Origin of the sequence: Roseomonas genomospecies 6, from assembly GCF_008365375.1 — a bacterium.
GTDB lineage: Bacteria > Pseudomonadota > Alphaproteobacteria > Azospirillales > Azospirillaceae > Azospirillum.
On record NZ_QOKW01000007.1, the window covers coordinates 130,791 to 145,921 of the forward strand.

Sequence of the window (15,131 nt, forward strand, 5' to 3'; positions counted from 1 at the left end):
AGAGACACATGGATCAGACTCAATTGTCCAACCGCATCGTCGAGCTGAAGGCCCAGCTCGCCGCCGCCGGCCAACAGATCGACGCGCTCGCCGCCCAGGCCGCGGCGCTCGGCCACGCCGCCCCCGTGGCGGACGCGGCGAGCCACGGCAACTTCTTCATCACCGGGCTGACGGTGTTCGTGCTGGCCTGCTTCGTGGGCTACTACGTGGTGTGGCGGGTGACGCCGGCGCTGCACTCGCCGCTGATGGCGGTGACCAACGCGGTGTCCTCGGTGATCATCGTCGGCGCCCTGATCGCCGCCGGCCCGCTCGGCTTCGGCTTCTCCAAGATCATGGGCTTCCTCGCCGTCATCCTGGCCAGCGTCAACATCTTCGGCGGCTTCCTGGTCACCCAGCGCATGCTGTCGATGTTCAAGAAGAAGGGCAAGTAACCATGGAAACCCTGTCCGCCCTTCTCTATCTGGTCGCCTCGGTCTGCTTCATCATGGCCCTGCGCGGCCTGTCCAGCCCGGAGACCTCCCGCCAGGGCAACTTCTTCGGCATGGCCGGCATGACCATCGCCGTGCTGACCACGCTGGCCCTGCCCATCGTCCAGTCCTACTGGATGATCGTCCTCGGCATCGCCATCGGCGGCGGCATCGGCTACGTCATCGCCAAGAAGATCGAGATGACCGCCCTGCCGCAGCTCGTCGCCGCCTTCCACTCGCTGGTCGGTCTGGCCGCGGTGTTCGTGGCGCTCTCGGCCTTCTACTCGCCCGAGGCCTACGGCATCGGCGTGCCCGGGGCCATCGCCAAGGGCTCGCTGGTCGAGATGGCGCTCGGCACGGCCATCGGCGCCATCACCTTCACCGGCTCCATCGTCGCCTTCGCCAAGCTGCAGGGGCTGGTCACCGGCAAGCCGCTGGTCTTCCCCTACCAGCACCACCTCAACGCCGCCCTCGGCGTCCTCACCGTCCTGCTCATCATCTGGCTGGTGCAGTCGAACTCCGGCGCGGCGATGTGGATCATCGTGCTGGTCGCGCTGGCGCTGGGCTTCCTGCTGATCCTGCCGATCGGCGGGGCGGACATGCCGGTGGTGATCTCGATGCTGAACAGCTACTCCGGCTGGGCGGCGGCGGGCATCGGCTTCACGCTGCAGAACAACCTGCTGATCGTCACCGGCGCGCTGGTCGGCTCGTCGGGCGCGATCCTGTCCTACATCATGTGCAAGGGCATGAACCGCTCGATCTTCAACGTCATCCTGGGCGGCTTCGGCGGCGAGGGCGGGGCGGCGTCGGCGGCGGCCGGCGGCGGCGAGCGCGGCACGGTGAAGGCCGGCTCGCCGGAGGACGCGGCCTACATCATGAAGAACGCCCAGTCGGTGATCATCGTCCCGGGCTACGGCATGGCGGTGGCCCAGGCCCAGCACGCGCTGCGCGAGATGGCCGACCTGCTCAAGAAGGAGGGCGTCGAGGTCAAGTACGCCATCCACCCGGTGGCGGGGCGCATGCCGGGCCACATGAACGTGCTGCTGGCCGAGGCCAACGTGCCCTACGACGAGGTGTTCGAGCTGGAGGACATCAACCGCGACTTCGGCACCGCGGACGTGGCCTTCGTGATCGGCGCCAACGACGTGACCAACCCGGCGGCCAAGACCGACCCGCAGTCGCCGATCTACGGCATGCCGATCCTCGACGTGGAGAAGGCCAAGACGGTGTTCTTCATCAAGCGCGGCATGGCCGCCGGCTACGCCGGTGTCGAGAACGAGCTGTTCTTCCGCCCCAACACCATGATGCTCTTCGGCGACGCCAAGAAGGTTACCGAAGAGGTCGTGAAGTCGATGGAGTAACCCGCGCCGTCAAGGGTGTGGTGTGACACGGACCCCCGAGGCATGCTGTGCCTCGGGGGTTCTTTTTTGCCCTCACAAGAAACGGAGAGAGGACGCCATGCCCGCCTACATCATCGCCGATGTGAACGTGACGAATCCCGAGGCCTATGAAAACTACAAGAAGCTGACGCCGAACGCGGTCGCCAAGAACGGCGGGCGCTTCATCGCCCGCGGCGGGCAGGCGGAGGAGCTGGAGGGCGGCTGGCAGCCCAACCGCGTGGTCATCCTGGAATTCCCGGACTACGCCGCCGCCAAGGCCTTCTACGACAGCCCCGAGTACCGTGAGGCACGCGAGGCGCGGAAGGGCGCCGCCGACTTCCGGATGATCGTGGTCGACGGCGCCTGACGCTCCCTCTCCCGGGGCGGGAGAGGGAACTGCAGGCAGTCGCCCTACGCCTTCTTGACGCCGAAGCAATGCTCCGGACCGGGGAAGCTGCGGGCCTTCACCTCGGCGGCGAAGGTCGCGGCGGCCTCGCCGATGGTGGCGCCGAGCTGGGCATAGCGCTTCACGAACTTGGGCTGGAACTCACCGAACAGTCCGAACATGTCGTCCGACACCAGAACCTGCCCGTCGCAGGCGGGGGAGGCGCCGATGCCGATGGTGGGGACGATCACGTCCTCGGTGATCTGGCGGGCGAGCGACTCCATCGTGCCCTCGATGACCAGGGAGAAGGCGCCGGCCTCGGCGATGGCGCGGGCGTCGGCGCGGATGCGCTCCGCCGCTTCCGGATCGCGGCCCACCGCCTTGTAGCCGCCAAGAGCGTTCACCGACTGCGGCAGAAGCCCGACATGGCCCATGACCGGGACGCCGCGGGTGGTCAGGTAGGCGACCGTTTCGGCCATCTCCAGCCCGCCTTCCAGCTTCACCGCCTGGGCGCCGCTCTCCGCCATGACGCGGGCGGCGTTGCGGAAGGCCACCTGGGGGCTTTCCTGGTAGCTGCCGAAGGGAAGGTCGACCACCACGCAGGCGTGGCGCGAGCCGCGCACCACGGCGGCGCCATGGGCGATCATCATGTCGAGCGTGACGGGAAGCGTGCTGTCGAAGCCGTAGACCACCATGCCCAGCGAATCGCCGACCAGCAGCAGGTCCACATGCGGGTCCAGAAGCCGGGCGACCGGGGTGGTGTAGGCGGTCAGGCAGACGATCGGCTCGCCGCCCTTGCGCGCGCGCAGCGCCGGAACGGAGACGCGCGGAGTGTCCTTGGATGCGCTCATTGGCGACCCTCCCCATTCTTTTCTTGGCAGATTTTCCCTGGTGCGGCGAAGCGGACCGCAGATGCACCAAAACCGCCCACGCGCAATCGCGGGGCGGCAGGTGCGAGACACAAGAGGGGCAAGCGCGCGAACGCGCATGGAAGCCCGGCGCACCGGAGTGCGCCTGTCAATCCGGCGCGAAACGCGCCCGGAAATTAATAGCCCTCGCGCTCCATGCGCTTGCGGAGCAGCTTGCGGGTGCGACGCACCGCCTCAGCCTTCTCACGCGCGCGCTTCTCCGAGGGCTTCTCGTAGTTCCGGCGCAGCTTCATTTCCCGGAAAATGCCCTCGCGCTGCATCTTCTTCTTCAGCGCGCGGAGGGCCTGATCGACGTTGTTGTCTCGGACCAGAACTTGCACGTTAACCGTCACCCTTTCAAGTGAGCCGAGTTGCCATGAAGCAACAAACAGGCATGCGACAGGCATGCGCTTTCGGGCGCACCCCTTGTGTGGACCTTTGTGTAGCACGGACGGGGCCGCCTGTGAAGCGGAGTCTTCGAAGCTTGGAATTCCCGTGGGGATAAAGCGTGGCCAAAGCGATTGTCTGCCGGGCCGCACCGCCCAGATAATAGGGCATGGCCCTGTTGAAGATCGCCCGCATGGGGCATCCGGTGCTGCGCAAGGTCGCGGCCCCCGTGCCCGACCCGACCGCTCCGGAGATCCGTCGGCTGGCGTCCGACATGATCGACACCATGCTGGACGCGCCCGGAGTCGGGTTGGCGGCCCCGCAGGTGCACGAATCGCTGCGGATGATCGTGTTCCGCGTGCCGGGCGAGCGGTCGGGCGGCGAATCGGTGGGGCCGACCGTTCTCATCAACCCGGTGGTCGAGCCGCTGGGGGACGCGCTGGTGACCGGCCTGGAAGGCTGCCTGTCGATTCCCGAGCTGCGCGGCATCGTTCCGCGATTCGTGCGAATCCGCTACCGCGGCGTCGGGCTGGACGGCGAACCCATCGAGCGGGAGGCGGAGGGCTTCCACGCCCGCGTCATTCAACACGAATGCGATCACCTGGACGGCGTTCTTTACATCGACCGGATGACCGATCTGCGCTATCTGGCGTTCAAGGACGAGGCGCATCATGTGGCCGAGGCGCTGGACCAGCAGGAGGGGAGAGACTGACATGGATGCTGTCCTGGACATGGACGTGGTGCGGGACGACATCCTGCTGTCCACGCTTCCCAACATCGTGTTCGACGGCTGGAGCCTTCAGGCGCTGCGCGACGGCGCGCAGATGGCCGGTTACGACGCCGCGACCATGCACCGCGCCTTCCCCGGCGGCGTGCCGGAGTTGGTGGAGCATTTCGGTGCCTGGACCGACCGCCGCATGCTGGCCGAACTGGACAAGCATCCGCTGGACGAGATGAAGGTGCGCGACAAGATCGCGCTGGCCGTCCGAACCCATTTCGAGGTGCTGGAGCCCCACATGGAGGCCAAGCGCCGGCTGCTCGCCTACCTCGCGATGCCGCAGAACCTGGGGCTGGGGCTGAGCATGCTGTACCGCACGGTGGACGCCATGTGGTTCGCGGCGGGCGACACCGCCACCGACTTCAACCATTACACCAAGCGCGCCACGCTTGCCGCGGTACTCAGCTCCGCGACCTTCTACTGGCTGGACGACCGGTCGGAGGGCCATGTCGAGACCTGGGCCTTCGTGGACCGCCGCCTGCACGACGTCATGAACATGGGCAAGGCGATGTCCGCCATGGGCCGCGCCGGGCGCCTGCTCAGCCACCTGCCCAGCCCCGCGCGCTTCGCCCGCCAGATCCGCCAGCGCACTGCCGGCAGCGTCCCGGTGGACAGCGCCTCCACCCACATGGCGGAGAACATCTGAACGGATCAGGCTTTTGTTCTTTTGCGCGCCGGCTTCTTCACGGCGCCCTTTCTCACGGCGGCGGTGCGGATCGCCGCCGCCAGGGCTGGGCGCGCCCAGAGCATAAGCTCATCCGGGTCATCAAGCGCCGATTCGGGCGGGGGGAAGTAGGGCATGACCGTCGGCTTGTCGTCGAACGGCTTGAAGGGGCGAAGGCCCAGCATTTCGTAATCGGAACGGTTGCCGTCGTCCGCCTTGAAATAGAGGACGTTGTGGGCCACCAGCGCGAAGACGACTCCGTCGCAATAGACCGCGTAGCCACCGAACATGCGGCGGGCGGTGATGGCGCCCAGGGGCGTCAGCGACTCGCACAGGAAACGGACGAGTTCGCTGACCGTGGCCACGGCGAAGGGTTCTACTTTTTGCGGAAGGCGTCGAGCGCCACGACCTCGCCGCGTTTCGGCTCCTCGCCGGAGCGGTCCGCGTCGGGCTTGGCCGGATCGGACTTCGCCGAGTCGGACTTGGCGAGCTTCGCGATGGCCGGCTTCGCCCCGTCCTTGCCGTCCGCGGCCTTCTTCCCCGGCGACTCGCGCGTGGGAATGGCGGAGACCTCCGCCGATTCGGCGGGCTCGACCGGCTGGAACTGGAGGGCGAAATTCTCCGACGGATCGGCGAAGGTGGTGATGGCGGCGTAGGGGATGACCAGCCGCTCATGCACGTTGTTGAAGCTCAGCGTCACCTCGAAATGATCGTCCAGCGCCTCCAGCCCATAGAACTGGTACTGGATGACGATGGTCATCTCGTTGGGATACTGCGACGCCAGATATTCCGGGATGTCGACGCCAGGATAACCCGTCCGGAAAGTCAGGTAGAAATGATGATCGCCGGGGAGCCCGCGGTCCGTCACCTGGCGGAGCGCGTCACGGACGACGCCACGCAAGGCGGCCTCGACCATGCGGTCATAACGCAACTGCTCTCTCGGCATTCTTGGGCGGGTCCTTAACGCCAGACGGGTAAGTGTGGGCCTTCTGTTGCTAGGCGGCCCACGGCCCCACCCTCAGGTGCTACCCATCAGGGATTGATTTCGGTCAGTTACCGCTGTTAGGCGGCAACGGCGACCGGAGCAACGTTGTCGTTGGCAACTATTGCAATGGCCCGATAACGGCGGAACCATGCCGAGCGAAGACCATGCCTTTACCACGCGTGTCGATCCTATTTCGCCCCCAACGAACCCGCTCCCAACGGCAACGCCCGAGAGACCGGTGGTTTGTTTGGTGGAGGCGCCGGGTACCGCCCCCGGGTCCACAACGCTTATTCCGCAAGGCGTTTATCGCCATAGTCGGCGGCTGCCGACGGTTCCAATATAGGCCCTTCGCCCGAAGATGGAAAGGGGTTGCCCGAGGAATCTGTCCGGCGGCCTCCGGCCCGGCTTTCCAGATGACGGGATTTACGCGCGGACGTAGAGTGCCGCCCCCTCTCACGCGCAGGAGCACCGCCATGACGCCGCCCCCGGTGACGCCGTCCCAGATGACGCCACACGAGGCCGACGGCCTTCATCGCCGGGGCCTCGTCGCCGCGCAGGCCGGGCGCTTCGACGAGGCGCTGGACCTGATCGGGCGGGCCATCGCCGCCTATCCCACGGTTCCCGTCTGGTGGGCGAACTACGGGCTGGTGATGGAAAGCCTGGGCGACGTCGCCGGGGCGGCCAACGCCTATGCCGGGGCGCTGAACCTCGATCCCTCGCTGGACATGGCGATGGACGGGCTGCTGGCCATGACGGAGGCGGTGCGCCGGGCCGGCGATTCCGCCCGCGCGGAGGCCTTCTTCCGCCGCGCCATCGCTCTGAACCCGAAGACGCTGGCCGCCGTCGCCAATCTGGGCGTTCTGCTGCGCGCGCAAGCCCGGCGGGATGAGGCGGTGGTGCTCTACGGGCGCGCCGGACGGCTCGACCCGGCCAACTGGGCGCACCCCTACAACCTCGGCAACGCGCTGGCCGAGATGAACCGGCTGGGCGAGGCCGACGACGCTTACCGGAGTGCGCTCATCCTCGCGCCGGGCCGGGCGGAGGTGCGGGCGAACCGCGCCACCCGCGTGCTCGCCATGCAAGGGCGGGCGGAGGAGGCGCTGGCGGAGATCGAAGGCGTGGTGGCGCAGCATCCGGGCGTCGATTCGCTGAACGCCTCGCGCCTCTACCTGATGCAGTTCGCGCCGGGGCTGACCATGCCGGCCATCGCCCAGGCCCATGCGGACTGGGGCGCGCGTTACCCGGACCGTCCGGCGCCCGCCGTGGCCGCTCCGGCGCCGAAGATCCGCGTCGGCTACGTCTCGCCGGATTTCCGCGCGCATCCCGTGGGCTTCTTCCTGGAGCCGGTGCTGGCGAACCACGACCGCGCCGCCTTCGAGATCGTCTGCTACGCCAACACCGCCAACCCGGATTGGAAGACGGAACGGCTGATGGCCCACGCCGACCACTGGGTCTGGACGGCGGGGATGGATGACGAGGCTTTGGCCCAGCGCATCCAGGCGGACGGCATCCATATCCTGGTCGATCTGGCGGGCCACACCTTCGGCAACCGCCTGCCGGTCTTCGCGCGGCGGGCGGCGCCGGTCCAGGCGTCCTGGGCGGGTTACGTCGGCACCACCGGCCTGCCGGCCATGGATTATCTGATTTCCGACGCGCGGCAGAGCCCGCCGGGGTCGGACGGCTGGTGCATCGAAGGCATCGTGCGCATGCCCGACGCCTATGTCCCCTGGGCGCCGCCCGAGGACGCGCCGCCGGTGGCGCCGCTTCCGCTGGTGGAGCGCGGCTGTGCCACCTTCGGCTCCTTCAACGCCCTGCCCAAGCTGAACGCGGAGGTCGCGGCTCTGTGGGCGCGCGTGCTGGAGGCCGTTCCCGGCTCCCGCCTGCTGCTTCGCACGCTAGGCTTCGACGATGCCGGCACCGCCGCCCGAGCCCTGGCGCTGTTCGAGCGGGCCGGGCTGGACCCGGCGCAGGTGCAACTGCGGGGCGGGGCGCCGCACCGGGAGTTCCTCGCCGGCTACGGCGAGGTGGACGTGGCGCTGGACCCCTTCCCCTATTCCGGCGGGCTGACGACGCTGGAGGCGCTGTGGATGGGCGTGCCGGTGGTGACCCTGGGCGGCGACCGCTTCTGCGCCCGCCATTCGGTCACGCATCTCGCCTCGGCCGGGCTGTCCGATCTGGTGGCCGAGGGGGCGGACGCCTATGTCGCCAAGGCGGCGGCGCTGGTGGCCGACCCGGCGGGGCTGGCGGCCCTGCGCGGCGGTCTGCGGGACCGGCTGGCGGCGTCCCCGGCGCTGAACGGGGCGCGTTTCACCCGCGCATTGGAAGCGGCCTTCGGCGTCATGTGGCAGCGCTTCCAGGCCGGGCAGGGGCGGGCGAGCTTCTCCCTCAATTTCGACTAGGGAGTTTCGACCGAGGACTCAGGCGCGTTCCGACCCGGGCGCGCCGGTGCTCCACAGCAGCCCCAGCACCATGCCCTTGCAGCGCGGCAGGAGCAGCCAGGTCAGCAGCAGGGTCAGCGCCGGCCAGACGGTCAGATGCACCCAGGTCGCCGGCTCGTAGCTCTGCTCGACCGACAGCAGCGCCGGGATGACGATGTGGCCGACGATCAGGATCGTCATCCAGGGCGGCGCGTCGTCGGCGCGGAAATGGCCGAACGCCTCGCCGCAATGGGCGCAGTGGTCCACCGGCTTCAGGTAGTTCCTCAGCAGGCGCCCGCGCCCGCAGGCCGGGCAACTGCCCATCAGCCCGCGCAGGGCCGCCGTCGTCTTCGACCGATTGCCGTCTTCCGTCCCATCCTCGACCGCCATGACCGCTCCCCTGCGTTCCGCTCCTCGAAGGGCGTCATATGGGAAGGGAGCGACCGATCGTCACGCCGTTCCGTCTTCCGCACTTCCGGGTTGCGCCGCGCGCAGGGCCTCGATGCGGCGGGCGATGTTCTCCAGCCGCATCTGAAGCTCGTGGGCGCACAGGGCGTGCGCGGCGGCGCGGGCCTCCGCCGCGATGTCGGCGATGGCGGCTTCGAGGGTGCGGATTCGGGCGTCGCGCGCGTCTTCGCTCATCGGATTTCTGCTCCGGCTGTTGACGGACCGGCCCCCGGGCGTCTACGGGATGCACAAACCCCCTCCGGGAGCCTGGAGCCATGACGATCACCCGCCTGTTTCTCGCCGCAACCGCCGCCACGGCCTTTGCCGCGGCCGCGCTGAGCGGCACCGCCGCCGCCGCCCAGACCAAGACCGTCGCCATCACCGCCATCGTCGAGCATCCGGCGCTGGACGCCACGCGCGACGGCGTAGTGGAGGCGCTGAAGGCCGCGGGTTTCACGCCGGGTGAGACTCTGAAGGTCGAGTATCAGAGCGCCCAGGGCAACCCCGCCACCGCCGCGCAGATCGCGCGCCAGTTCGCGGGCGCCCGTCCGGACGTGATCGTTCCGATCTCCACCCCCTCCGCCCAAGCGGTCGTCGCCTCCACCCGCGACATTCCGGTGGTCTTCACCGCCGTGACCGACCCGGTCGGCGCGCAGCTCGTCCGCAACCTGGACAAGCCGGGCGCCAACGTCACCGGCGTCTCCGACATGGCCCCGGTTGCCGAGCATGTGGCGCTGATCCGCGAGATCGTGCCGTCGGTGAAGCGTCTGGGCGTCCTCTACAACCCCGGTGAGCCGAACTCCGTCTCGCTGGTGAAGGCGCTGAAGGACGAGGCTCAGAAGGCCGGTCTGGCCGTGGTCGAGGCGACCGTCACCAAGTCCGCCGACGCCCAGCCTGCCGCCCGCAGCCTCGTCGGCAAGGCCGACGCGGTCTATGTGCCGCTGGACAACACGGTCGTCTCGGCGCTGGAGAGCGTCGTGGCGGTGGGCCAGCAGGCCAAGCTGCCGGTCTTTTCCGCCGACACCGACAGCGTGGCGCGCGGCGCGGTCGCCTCCATCGGCTTCGACTACCGTCAGGTGGGCCGCCAGACCGGCGAAGTGGTCGCCCGTATCCTGAAGGGCGAGAAGGCGGGCGACGTTCCGGTGACCTTCGCCAAGGGCTCCGACCTGTTCGTGAACCCCAAATCCGCCGCGGCGATGGGCGTGACCATCCCCGAAGCCGTGACCAAGCGCGCGACCAAGGTGGTCGGGCAGTAATCGCTTAACAGCAAATTTTGTAAGGACTGCGCACCGCGGCGAGCCCCCTCCCTAACCCTCCCCCGCCACCGGCGAGGGAGGGGACTGATTCTCCCTCTCCCGCGCAGCGGGGGAGGGTCGGGGAGGGGGCGGAACCGGCGAAGCCGGAAACACATCATGAGTGAAATAGCCTTCTTCGGGGCCGTCGAGATCGGGCTGGTGTACGCGCTGGTCGCCCTCGGCGTGTACCTGTCCTTCCGGGTGCTCGATTTTCCGGACCTTACGGTGGACGGCAGCTTCCCGTTGGGGGCCGCGGTCTGCGCCACGCTGCTGGTCACCGGGGTCAACCCGTGGATCGCCAGCCTCGTCGCGGCGCTGGCCGGGTCGATGGCCGGGCTGGTCACGGCGACGCTGAACGTCCGCTTCAAGATCCTGCACCTGCTCGCCAGCATCCTGACCATGATCGCGCTGTTCTCGGTGAACCTGCGCGTGATGGGCCGCCCGAACGTGGCTCTGCTGATGCAGGACACGGTGCTGACGCCCTTCTACGGGCTGGGCCTGCCGGACCATGTGGTGCGCCCGCTGGTCGTCCTGGTCGTGGTCGTCGCGGTCGTCCTGCTGCTGGCCCGCTTCCTGAACAGCGAGTTCGGCCTCGCCATGCGGGCGACCGGGGTCAACGCGCGGATGGCCCGCGCGCAGGGCGTTCAGACGGATTTCCACATCTACGCCGGCATGGCCCTGTCGAACGGGCTGTGCGCCCTGGCCGGCGCGCTGTTCGCGCAGACCAACGGCTTCGCCGACGTGACCACCGGCATCGGCACCATCGTGGTCGGTCTGGCGGCGGTGATCGTGGGCGAGACGGTGCTGCCGGCCCGCGCGATGCTGTGGGCGCTGGTCGGCTGCGTCGTCGGCTCCATCCTCTACCGTCTGGCGGTTCAGCTTGCCTTGTCGGCGGACGCCGTCGGGCTCCAGGCGTCCGACCTCAACCTCGTCACCGCCGTCCTGGTCGCGGTGGCGCTGATCCTGCCGCGCATGCGGCTGAAGGCCGCGTCGAAGAAGGGGGAGGCCGTCCGATGATCACGGTCAACGGCATCCACGTCACCTTCGGGCGCGGCACCCCGTTGGAGAAGCACGCCCTGCGCGGCGTGGACCTGACGATTCCGGAGGGGCAGTTCGTCACCGTCATCGGCTCCAACGGCGCCGGCAAGTCCACCTTCCTGGGTGCGCTGGCCGGCGACGTGATCGCGGAGACGGGCAGCATCGCCATCGACGGGGTGGACGTCACCCGCTGGGCGACTCCGAAGCGCGCCTCGCTGGTCGCCCGCGTCTTCCAGGACCCGATGGTCGGAAGCTGCACCGCGCTCACCATCGAGGAGAACATGGCGCTGGCCGCCGCGCGGGGGCGCCGCCGCGGCCTGGGCCTTGCGCTGCGCGGCGACCGTCGCCGGCATTTCCGCGACCGCATCGCGGAGCTTGGGCTGGGGCTGGAGAACCGGCTGCACGACCGCATGGGCCTGCTGTCCGGCGGGCAGCGGCAGGCGGTCAGCCTGCTGATGGCGACCCTCGCCGGGTCGAAGATCCTGCTGCTGGACGAACACACGGCGGCGCTCGACCCCGGAACGGCGGAGTTCGTGCTGGATCTGACCCGCCGCATCGTCGAGGAGAACCGGCTGACCACGCTGATGGTCACCCACTCCATGCGGCAGGCGCTGGACTACGGCGACCGCACGGTGATGCTGCACGAGGGACGGATCGTGCTGGACGTGTCGGGGGAGCAGCGCGCCGGGCTCGACGTGCCGCACCTGCTGGCGCTGTTCGCCAAGCAGCGCGGCGGCGAGGACATCACCGACGACAGCCTGCTGATCGGCTGACGCCGAGGGGAGGGGCGTCAGACCGTCTTGCGGTCCCGCTCCTCCTCCGGGTCCTCGCGGTCGGCCTCGAAGAGGGCCTGAAGCTCGGCGGCGGCCTGGCGGGAGGTCTGGATCAGGCGGTTCTCGTCGTGATGCACGGCGTGCTGCCGGATCAGCGTGCGCTCGTCATGGTCCCGGAAGGTGTCCAGCGTGTGCCGGGTCTCGTCCGGCGGCAGGCCCAGCGATTCCAGGACGCCGCCGGTCAGGCGCAGGCTGGAGTCGTAGGTCTCGCGCACGAAATGCGTGACCCCGCGGTCCATCAGGAAATGGGCGTGGCGGCGGTTGCGGGCGCGGGCGTGGATGACGAGGTGGGGGAAGTGACGCTTCGCCAACTCCACCACGCGCAGCGACTGCTCCATGTCCTCCAGCGCCACCACCAGCACGCGGGCCTTGTCCGCCCCGGCGGCGCGCAGCAGGTCGAGCCGCGACGGGTCGCCGTAATAGACCTTGTTGCCGAAGCGCCGCACGACGTCGACCTGCTCGGCGCTCTGCTCCAGCGCCGTGAAGGGGATGCCGCGCAGCCGCAGGACGCGCCCGACGATCTGCCCGACCCGCCCGAAGCCGCAGATCAGCACCGGCGGTTCCCCGTCCGTCACGATGGTGTCGTAGGGGCGGGCGGGCTTCACGATCAGGCGCGGCGCCAGCCAGCGTTCCTCCGCCGCGAAGACGAAGGGCGTGGCGATCATCGACAGCGTGACCACCAGCATGGCCGTCGCCGCGTGCTCCCCCGTCATCGCCCCGACGCCGACGGCCAGCCCGAACAGGACGAATCCGAACTCGCCCCCCTGGCTCAGCACCGTGGACAGCCGCGCCGACCCGCCCCGGCGCAGGCCGGACAGGCGGGCCAGCCCGAACAGCGCCGCCGCCTTCAGGATCATCAGCCCCAGCGCCAGCGACAGATAACGCACCGGCTCCGCCAGCAGCGCCGCCACGTCGGCCCCCATGCCGACCGACACGAAGAAGAGGCCGAGCAGCAGGCCCTCGAACGGCGCGATGTCGGCCTGCACCTCGTGCCGGTATTCCGAATCGGACAGCAGCACCCCGGCCATGAAGGCGCCGAGCGACATGGACAGCCCCGCCCAGGCGGCGAACAGGGCGGTGCCCAGCACGATCAGCAGAGCGGTGGCGGTGAAGATTTCCGGGGTCCGGGCGCCGTCCACGGCGCGCAGCACGGGGCGCAGCAGATAGCGCCCGCCGGCCAGGATCGCGGCGACCGCGCCGGCGGCCTTCAGCACCGCCAGCCACGCGGTCCCGGCGTCCGGCACCTCACCGGCGCCATGGCCGAGCAGGGGCAGCAGAGCCACCGCCGGAATGATGGCGAGGTCCTGGAACAGCAGAATGGAAAAAGCGCTGCGCCCGGCGTTGGTGGTCAGCAGTTCCCGCTCCGCCAGCATGGGCAGCACCATGGCGGTGGAGGACAGCGACAGGCCGAAGCCGGCCACCGCGGCGGCGGTGGGGGAGAAGCCGAGCAGGAGGAAGGCGGCGGCTCCGATCAGTCCGGCGGTCACCGCGACCTGCGCGCCGCCCAGCCCCAGCACCGACCGGCGCATCACCCACAGGCGGGCGGGGCGCAGCTCCAGCCCGATCAGGAACAGCAGCATGATGACGCCGAGTTCGGAGATGTGCCGGATCGCCTCGACATCGGTCACCAGCCCGAGTCCGCCCGGCCCGATGGCCAGCCCCGCCGCGAGGTAGCCGAGCGGCCCGCCGAAGCCGAACCGCTTGGCCACCGGGACCGCCAGAACCACGGCGGCCAGCAGCACCACCAACGTCACGAAATCCGGCATCGGCTCCGTCCGCTGAAGGCTCTGCCCCCTCCCTGACCCTCCCCCGCTTCGCAGGGGAGGGGATTAAGCTCCCTCTCCTGCGAAGCGGGAAGGGTGGGGCAAACGCGTCCCCTTACGACACCACGATCCGCGGCGCCGCGCGCGCCGGTCCCTGGTCGCCGGCGATCTTCTCCCAGACGCGCTTGGCTATTCCGCGGTATGCCTTCGCGTGCTCCGAGTCGGGCTGCGACACGACGATGGGCTGGCCCTGGTCGGACGTCTCGCGGATCTCGATGTGCAGCGGGATCTCGCCCAGGAACTCCATGCCCAGGTCGGAAGCCTCCTTGCGGGCGCCGCCGTGGCTGAAGATGTCCGTGCGGTGGCCGCAATTGGGGCAGCAGAAATAGCTCATGTTCTCGATGATGCCGAGGACAGGCACGTCCACGCGGCGGAACATGTTCAGCCCCTTGCGGGCGTCCAGCAGGGCGATGTCCTGCGGGGTGGAGACGATGATCGCGCCGGCCAGCGGCACCTGCTGCGCCATGGTGAGCTGCGCGTCGCCGGTGCCCGGCGGCATGTCCACCACCAGCACGTCCAGCGTGCCCCAGTTCACGTCGCGCAGCATCTGCTGCAGGGCGCTCATCACCATCGGGCCGCGCCAGATCATCGGCGTGTCCTCGGCGACCAGGAAGCCCATGGACATCACCTTGATGCCGTAATTCTCCATCGGCTCCAGGATGCGGCCGTCGTGGCTGGTCGGCCGGCCGGAGATGCCCAGCATGCGCGGCATGGACGGACCGTAGATGTCGGCGTCCAGAAGCCCGACCTTCAGCCCGTTCGCCGCCATGGCGAGCGCCAGATTGCTGGCGGTGGTGGACTTGCCCACGCCGCCCTTGCCCGACGCGACGGCGACGATCGCCTTGACGCCCGGCACCAGAGGCTTCTGCTCCGCCGCCTGCCCGTGGGAATGGCCGTGGGCGTGGCCTTGGCCGCCATGGGAGTGCCCATGGGCATGCCCGTGGCCCTGCTGCGGGGCAGCAGCCTGGCCGGCGGGGCGGTGCGCCGTCAGGACCGCGGTGACCGACAGGACGCCCGGCAACGCCTCCACCGCCTTCTCGGCGGCGTGGCGCACCGGTTCGGCCTGGGCACCGCGTTTGGGGTCCACCTCGATCGAAAAGGCGACGTTCCCGTCGCGCACGACAAGTCCGGACAGCATGCCGAGGCTGACGACGTCCTTGCCCCGTTCCGGATCGACAACCGTCCTCAGAGCTTCAAGGACTTGAGCTTCGCTGACCTGCGCCATGGTTGAAAACTCCGCTTCCTTCCCGATATTGGCGGATATCCGTCGGTGAAATCCTTCCCCGAATGGGATGGGCACTATAGGGCCGGCGGACAATAATGGT

General features: G+C 69.1%; 17 protein-coding genes and 1 other RNA gene. 9 read left to right on the forward strand and 9 right to left on the reverse strand.

Annotated elements, in window-relative coordinates; all coding sequences use genetic code 11:
- Positions 1-8: 8 nt before the first annotated feature.
- The 3 genes from DS843_RS11565 to DS843_RS11575 all read left to right on the forward strand — a co-directional run bounded on the left by DS843_RS11565 (position 9) and on the right by DS843_RS11575 (position 2,213).
- A complete protein-coding gene (locus DS843_RS11565; protein ID WP_149469033.1) occupies positions 9-431 on the forward strand; it encodes an NAD(P) transhydrogenase subunit alpha part 2 in 423 nt (140 codons plus the stop codon).
- Positions 432-433: 2 nt separating this feature from the next.
- Complete coding sequence (locus DS843_RS11570) at positions 434-1,828, forward strand: NAD(P)(+) transhydrogenase (Re/Si-specific) subunit beta (RefSeq protein WP_149469034.1); 1,395 nt, start codon at positions 434-436, stop codon at positions 1,826-1,828.
- A 97-nt stretch (positions 1,829-1,925) separates the two neighbouring features.
- A complete protein-coding gene (locus DS843_RS11575) occupies positions 1,926-2,213 on the forward strand; it encodes a DUF1330 domain-containing protein (protein WP_149469035.1) in 288 nt (95 codons plus the stop codon).
- Positions 2,214-2,257: 44 nt separating this feature from the next.
- Here DS843_RS11575 and panB read toward each other — a convergent pair whose 3' ends face one another.
- Positions 2,258-3,082, reverse strand: coding sequence for a 3-methyl-2-oxobutanoate hydroxymethyltransferase (gene panB / locus DS843_RS11580; RefSeq protein WP_149469036.1), 825 nt, complete (start codon positions 3,080-3,082; stop codon positions 2,258-2,260).
- Positions 3,083-3,276: 194 nt separating this feature from the next.
- On the reverse strand, positions 3,277-3,480 hold the full coding sequence (gene rpsU / locus DS843_RS11585; protein ID WP_012974546.1) for a 30S ribosomal protein S21: 204 nt from the start codon (positions 3,478-3,480) through the stop codon (positions 3,277-3,279).
- 215 nt (positions 3,481-3,695) lie between these two features.
- On the opposite strand from rpsU, the gene def reads away from it, so the two are divergent.
- The gene (gene def, locus DS843_RS11590) at positions 3,696-4,238 is read left to right on the forward strand and encodes a peptide deformylase (protein ID WP_149469037.1); all 543 of its coding nucleotides are present in this window, start codon (positions 3,696-3,698) and stop codon (positions 4,236-4,238) included.
- A 1-nt stretch (position 4,239) separates the two neighbouring features.
- The gene (locus DS843_RS11595) at positions 4,240-4,950 is read left to right on the forward strand and encodes a COQ9 family protein (RefSeq protein WP_149469038.1); all 711 of its coding nucleotides are present in this window, start codon (positions 4,240-4,242) and stop codon (positions 4,948-4,950) included.
- Between the two features lie 5 nt (positions 4,951-4,955).
- Here the strand turns inward: DS843_RS11595 and DS843_RS11600 are convergent, their stop codons facing one another.
- The 3 genes from DS843_RS11600 to ssrA form a co-directional block, all read right to left on the reverse strand.
- Positions 4,956-5,333 carry a TfoX/Sxy family protein gene (locus DS843_RS11600; protein ID WP_286192057.1) on the reverse strand — a complete coding sequence of 126 codons (378 nt, stop codon included), beginning with the start codon at positions 5,331-5,333 and terminating at the stop codon, positions 4,956-4,958.
- 11 nt (positions 5,334-5,344) lie between these two features.
- Positions 5,345-5,914, reverse strand: coding sequence for an SspB family protein (locus DS843_RS11605; protein WP_149469039.1), 570 nt, complete (start codon positions 5,912-5,914; stop codon positions 5,345-5,347).
- Positions 5,915-5,945: 31 nt separating this feature from the next.
- Positions 5,946-6,322, reverse strand: a transfer-messenger RNA (tmRNA) gene (gene ssrA, locus DS843_RS11610).
- Positions 6,323-6,426: 104 nt separating this feature from the next.
- Here ssrA and DS843_RS11615 point away from each other — a divergent pair.
- On the forward strand, positions 6,427-8,352 hold the full coding sequence (locus tag DS843_RS11615; RefSeq protein ID WP_149469040.1) for an O-linked N-acetylglucosamine transferase, SPINDLY family protein: 1,926 nt from the start codon (positions 6,427-6,429) through the stop codon (positions 8,350-8,352).
- An 18-nt stretch (positions 8,353-8,370) separates the two neighbouring features.
- On the opposite strand, the gene DS843_RS11620 is transcribed toward DS843_RS11615, so the two are convergent.
- Positions 8,371-8,760, reverse strand: a complete 390-nt coding sequence (locus tag DS843_RS11620; protein ID WP_149469041.1) for a DUF983 domain-containing protein — start codon at positions 8,758-8,760, stop codon at positions 8,371-8,373.
- 60 nt (positions 8,761-8,820) lie between these two features.
- The gene (locus DS843_RS11625; RefSeq protein ID WP_149469042.1) at positions 8,821-9,012 is read right to left on the reverse strand and encodes a hypothetical protein; all 192 of its coding nucleotides are present in this window, start codon (positions 9,010-9,012) and stop codon (positions 8,821-8,823) included.
- An 80-nt stretch (positions 9,013-9,092) separates the two neighbouring features.
- Here DS843_RS11625 and DS843_RS11630 point away from each other — a divergent pair, with 80 nt between their 5' ends.
- The 3 genes from DS843_RS11630 to DS843_RS11640 all read left to right on the forward strand — a co-directional run bounded on the left by DS843_RS11630 (position 9,093) and on the right by DS843_RS11640 (position 11,923).
- Positions 9,093-10,073 (forward strand): ABC transporter substrate-binding protein, encoded by a 981-nt coding sequence (locus DS843_RS11630; protein WP_149469043.1) that lies wholly within the window; start codon positions 9,093-9,095, stop codon positions 10,071-10,073.
- Between the two features lie 156 nt (positions 10,074-10,229).
- Positions 10,230-11,129 (forward strand): ABC transporter permease, encoded by a 900-nt coding sequence (locus DS843_RS11635; RefSeq protein WP_149469044.1) that lies wholly within the window; start codon positions 10,230-10,232, stop codon positions 11,127-11,129.
- Positions 11,126-11,923, forward strand: coding sequence for an ABC transporter ATP-binding protein (locus tag DS843_RS11640; RefSeq protein ID WP_149469045.1), 798 nt, complete (start codon positions 11,126-11,128; stop codon positions 11,921-11,923). Before DS843_RS11635 ends, DS843_RS11640 begins: the two co-directional genes overlap by 4 nt.
- Before the next feature lie 17 nt (positions 11,924-11,940).
- Here the strand turns inward: DS843_RS11640 and DS843_RS11645 are convergent, their stop codons facing one another.
- Together DS843_RS11645 and apbC are read right to left on the reverse strand one after the other, a co-directional pair.
- Positions 11,941-13,749, reverse strand: a complete 1,809-nt coding sequence (locus DS843_RS11645; protein WP_149469046.1) for a monovalent cation:proton antiporter-2 (CPA2) family protein — start codon at positions 13,747-13,749, stop codon at positions 11,941-11,943.
- A 112-nt stretch (positions 13,750-13,861) separates the two neighbouring features.
- Positions 13,862-15,031, reverse strand: coding sequence for an iron-sulfur cluster carrier protein ApbC (gene apbC / locus DS843_RS11650; protein ID WP_149469047.1), 1,170 nt, complete (start codon positions 15,029-15,031; stop codon positions 13,862-13,864).
- Positions 15,032-15,131 lie beyond the last annotated feature (100 nt).

Bases quoted from the DNA above. Each gene is read 5' to 3' on its own strand.
- DS843_RS11565 (WP_149469033.1), top strand. From the start codon at position 9: ATGGATCAGACTCAATTGTCCAACCGCATCGTCGAGCTGAAGGCCCAG.
- DS843_RS11570 (WP_149469034.1), top strand. From the start codon at position 434: ATGGAAACCCTGTCCGCCCTTCTCTATCTGGTCGCCTCGGTCTGCTTC.
- DS843_RS11575 (WP_149469035.1), top strand. From the start codon at position 1,926: ATGCCCGCCTACATCATCGCCGATGTGAACGTGACGAATCCCGAGGCC.
- panB (WP_149469036.1), bottom strand. From the start codon at position 3,082: ATGAGCGCATCCAAGGACACTCCGCGCGTCTCCGTTCCGGCGCTGCGC.
- def (WP_149469037.1), top strand. From the start codon at position 3,696: ATGGCCCTGTTGAAGATCGCCCGCATGGGGCATCCGGTGCTGCGCAAG.
- DS843_RS11595 (WP_149469038.1), top strand. From the start codon at position 4,240: ATGGATGCTGTCCTGGACATGGACGTGGTGCGGGACGACATCCTGCTG.
- DS843_RS11605 (WP_149469039.1), bottom strand. From the start codon at position 5,914: ATGCCGAGAGAGCAGTTGCGTTATGACCGCATGGTCGAGGCCGCCTTG.
- DS843_RS11615 (WP_149469040.1), top strand. From the start codon at position 6,427: ATGACGCCGCCCCCGGTGACGCCGTCCCAGATGACGCCACACGAGGCC.
- DS843_RS11620 (WP_149469041.1), bottom strand. From the start codon at position 8,760: ATGGCGGTCGAGGATGGGACGGAAGACGGCAATCGGTCGAAGACGACG.
- DS843_RS11625 (WP_149469042.1), bottom strand. From the start codon at position 9,012: ATGAGCGAAGACGCGCGCGACGCCCGAATCCGCACCCTCGAAGCCGCC.
- DS843_RS11630 (WP_149469043.1), top strand. From the start codon at position 9,093: ATGACGATCACCCGCCTGTTTCTCGCCGCAACCGCCGCCACGGCCTTT.
- DS843_RS11635 (WP_149469044.1), top strand. From the start codon at position 10,230: ATGAGTGAAATAGCCTTCTTCGGGGCCGTCGAGATCGGGCTGGTGTAC.
- DS843_RS11640 (WP_149469045.1), top strand. From the start codon at position 11,126: ATGATCACGGTCAACGGCATCCACGTCACCTTCGGGCGCGGCACCCCG.
- DS843_RS11645 (WP_149469046.1), bottom strand. From the start codon at position 13,749: ATGCCGGATTTCGTGACGTTGGTGGTGCTGCTGGCCGCCGTGGTTCTG.
- apbC (WP_149469047.1), bottom strand. From the start codon at position 15,031: ATGGCGCAGGTCAGCGAAGCTCAAGTCCTTGAAGCTCTGAGGACGGTT.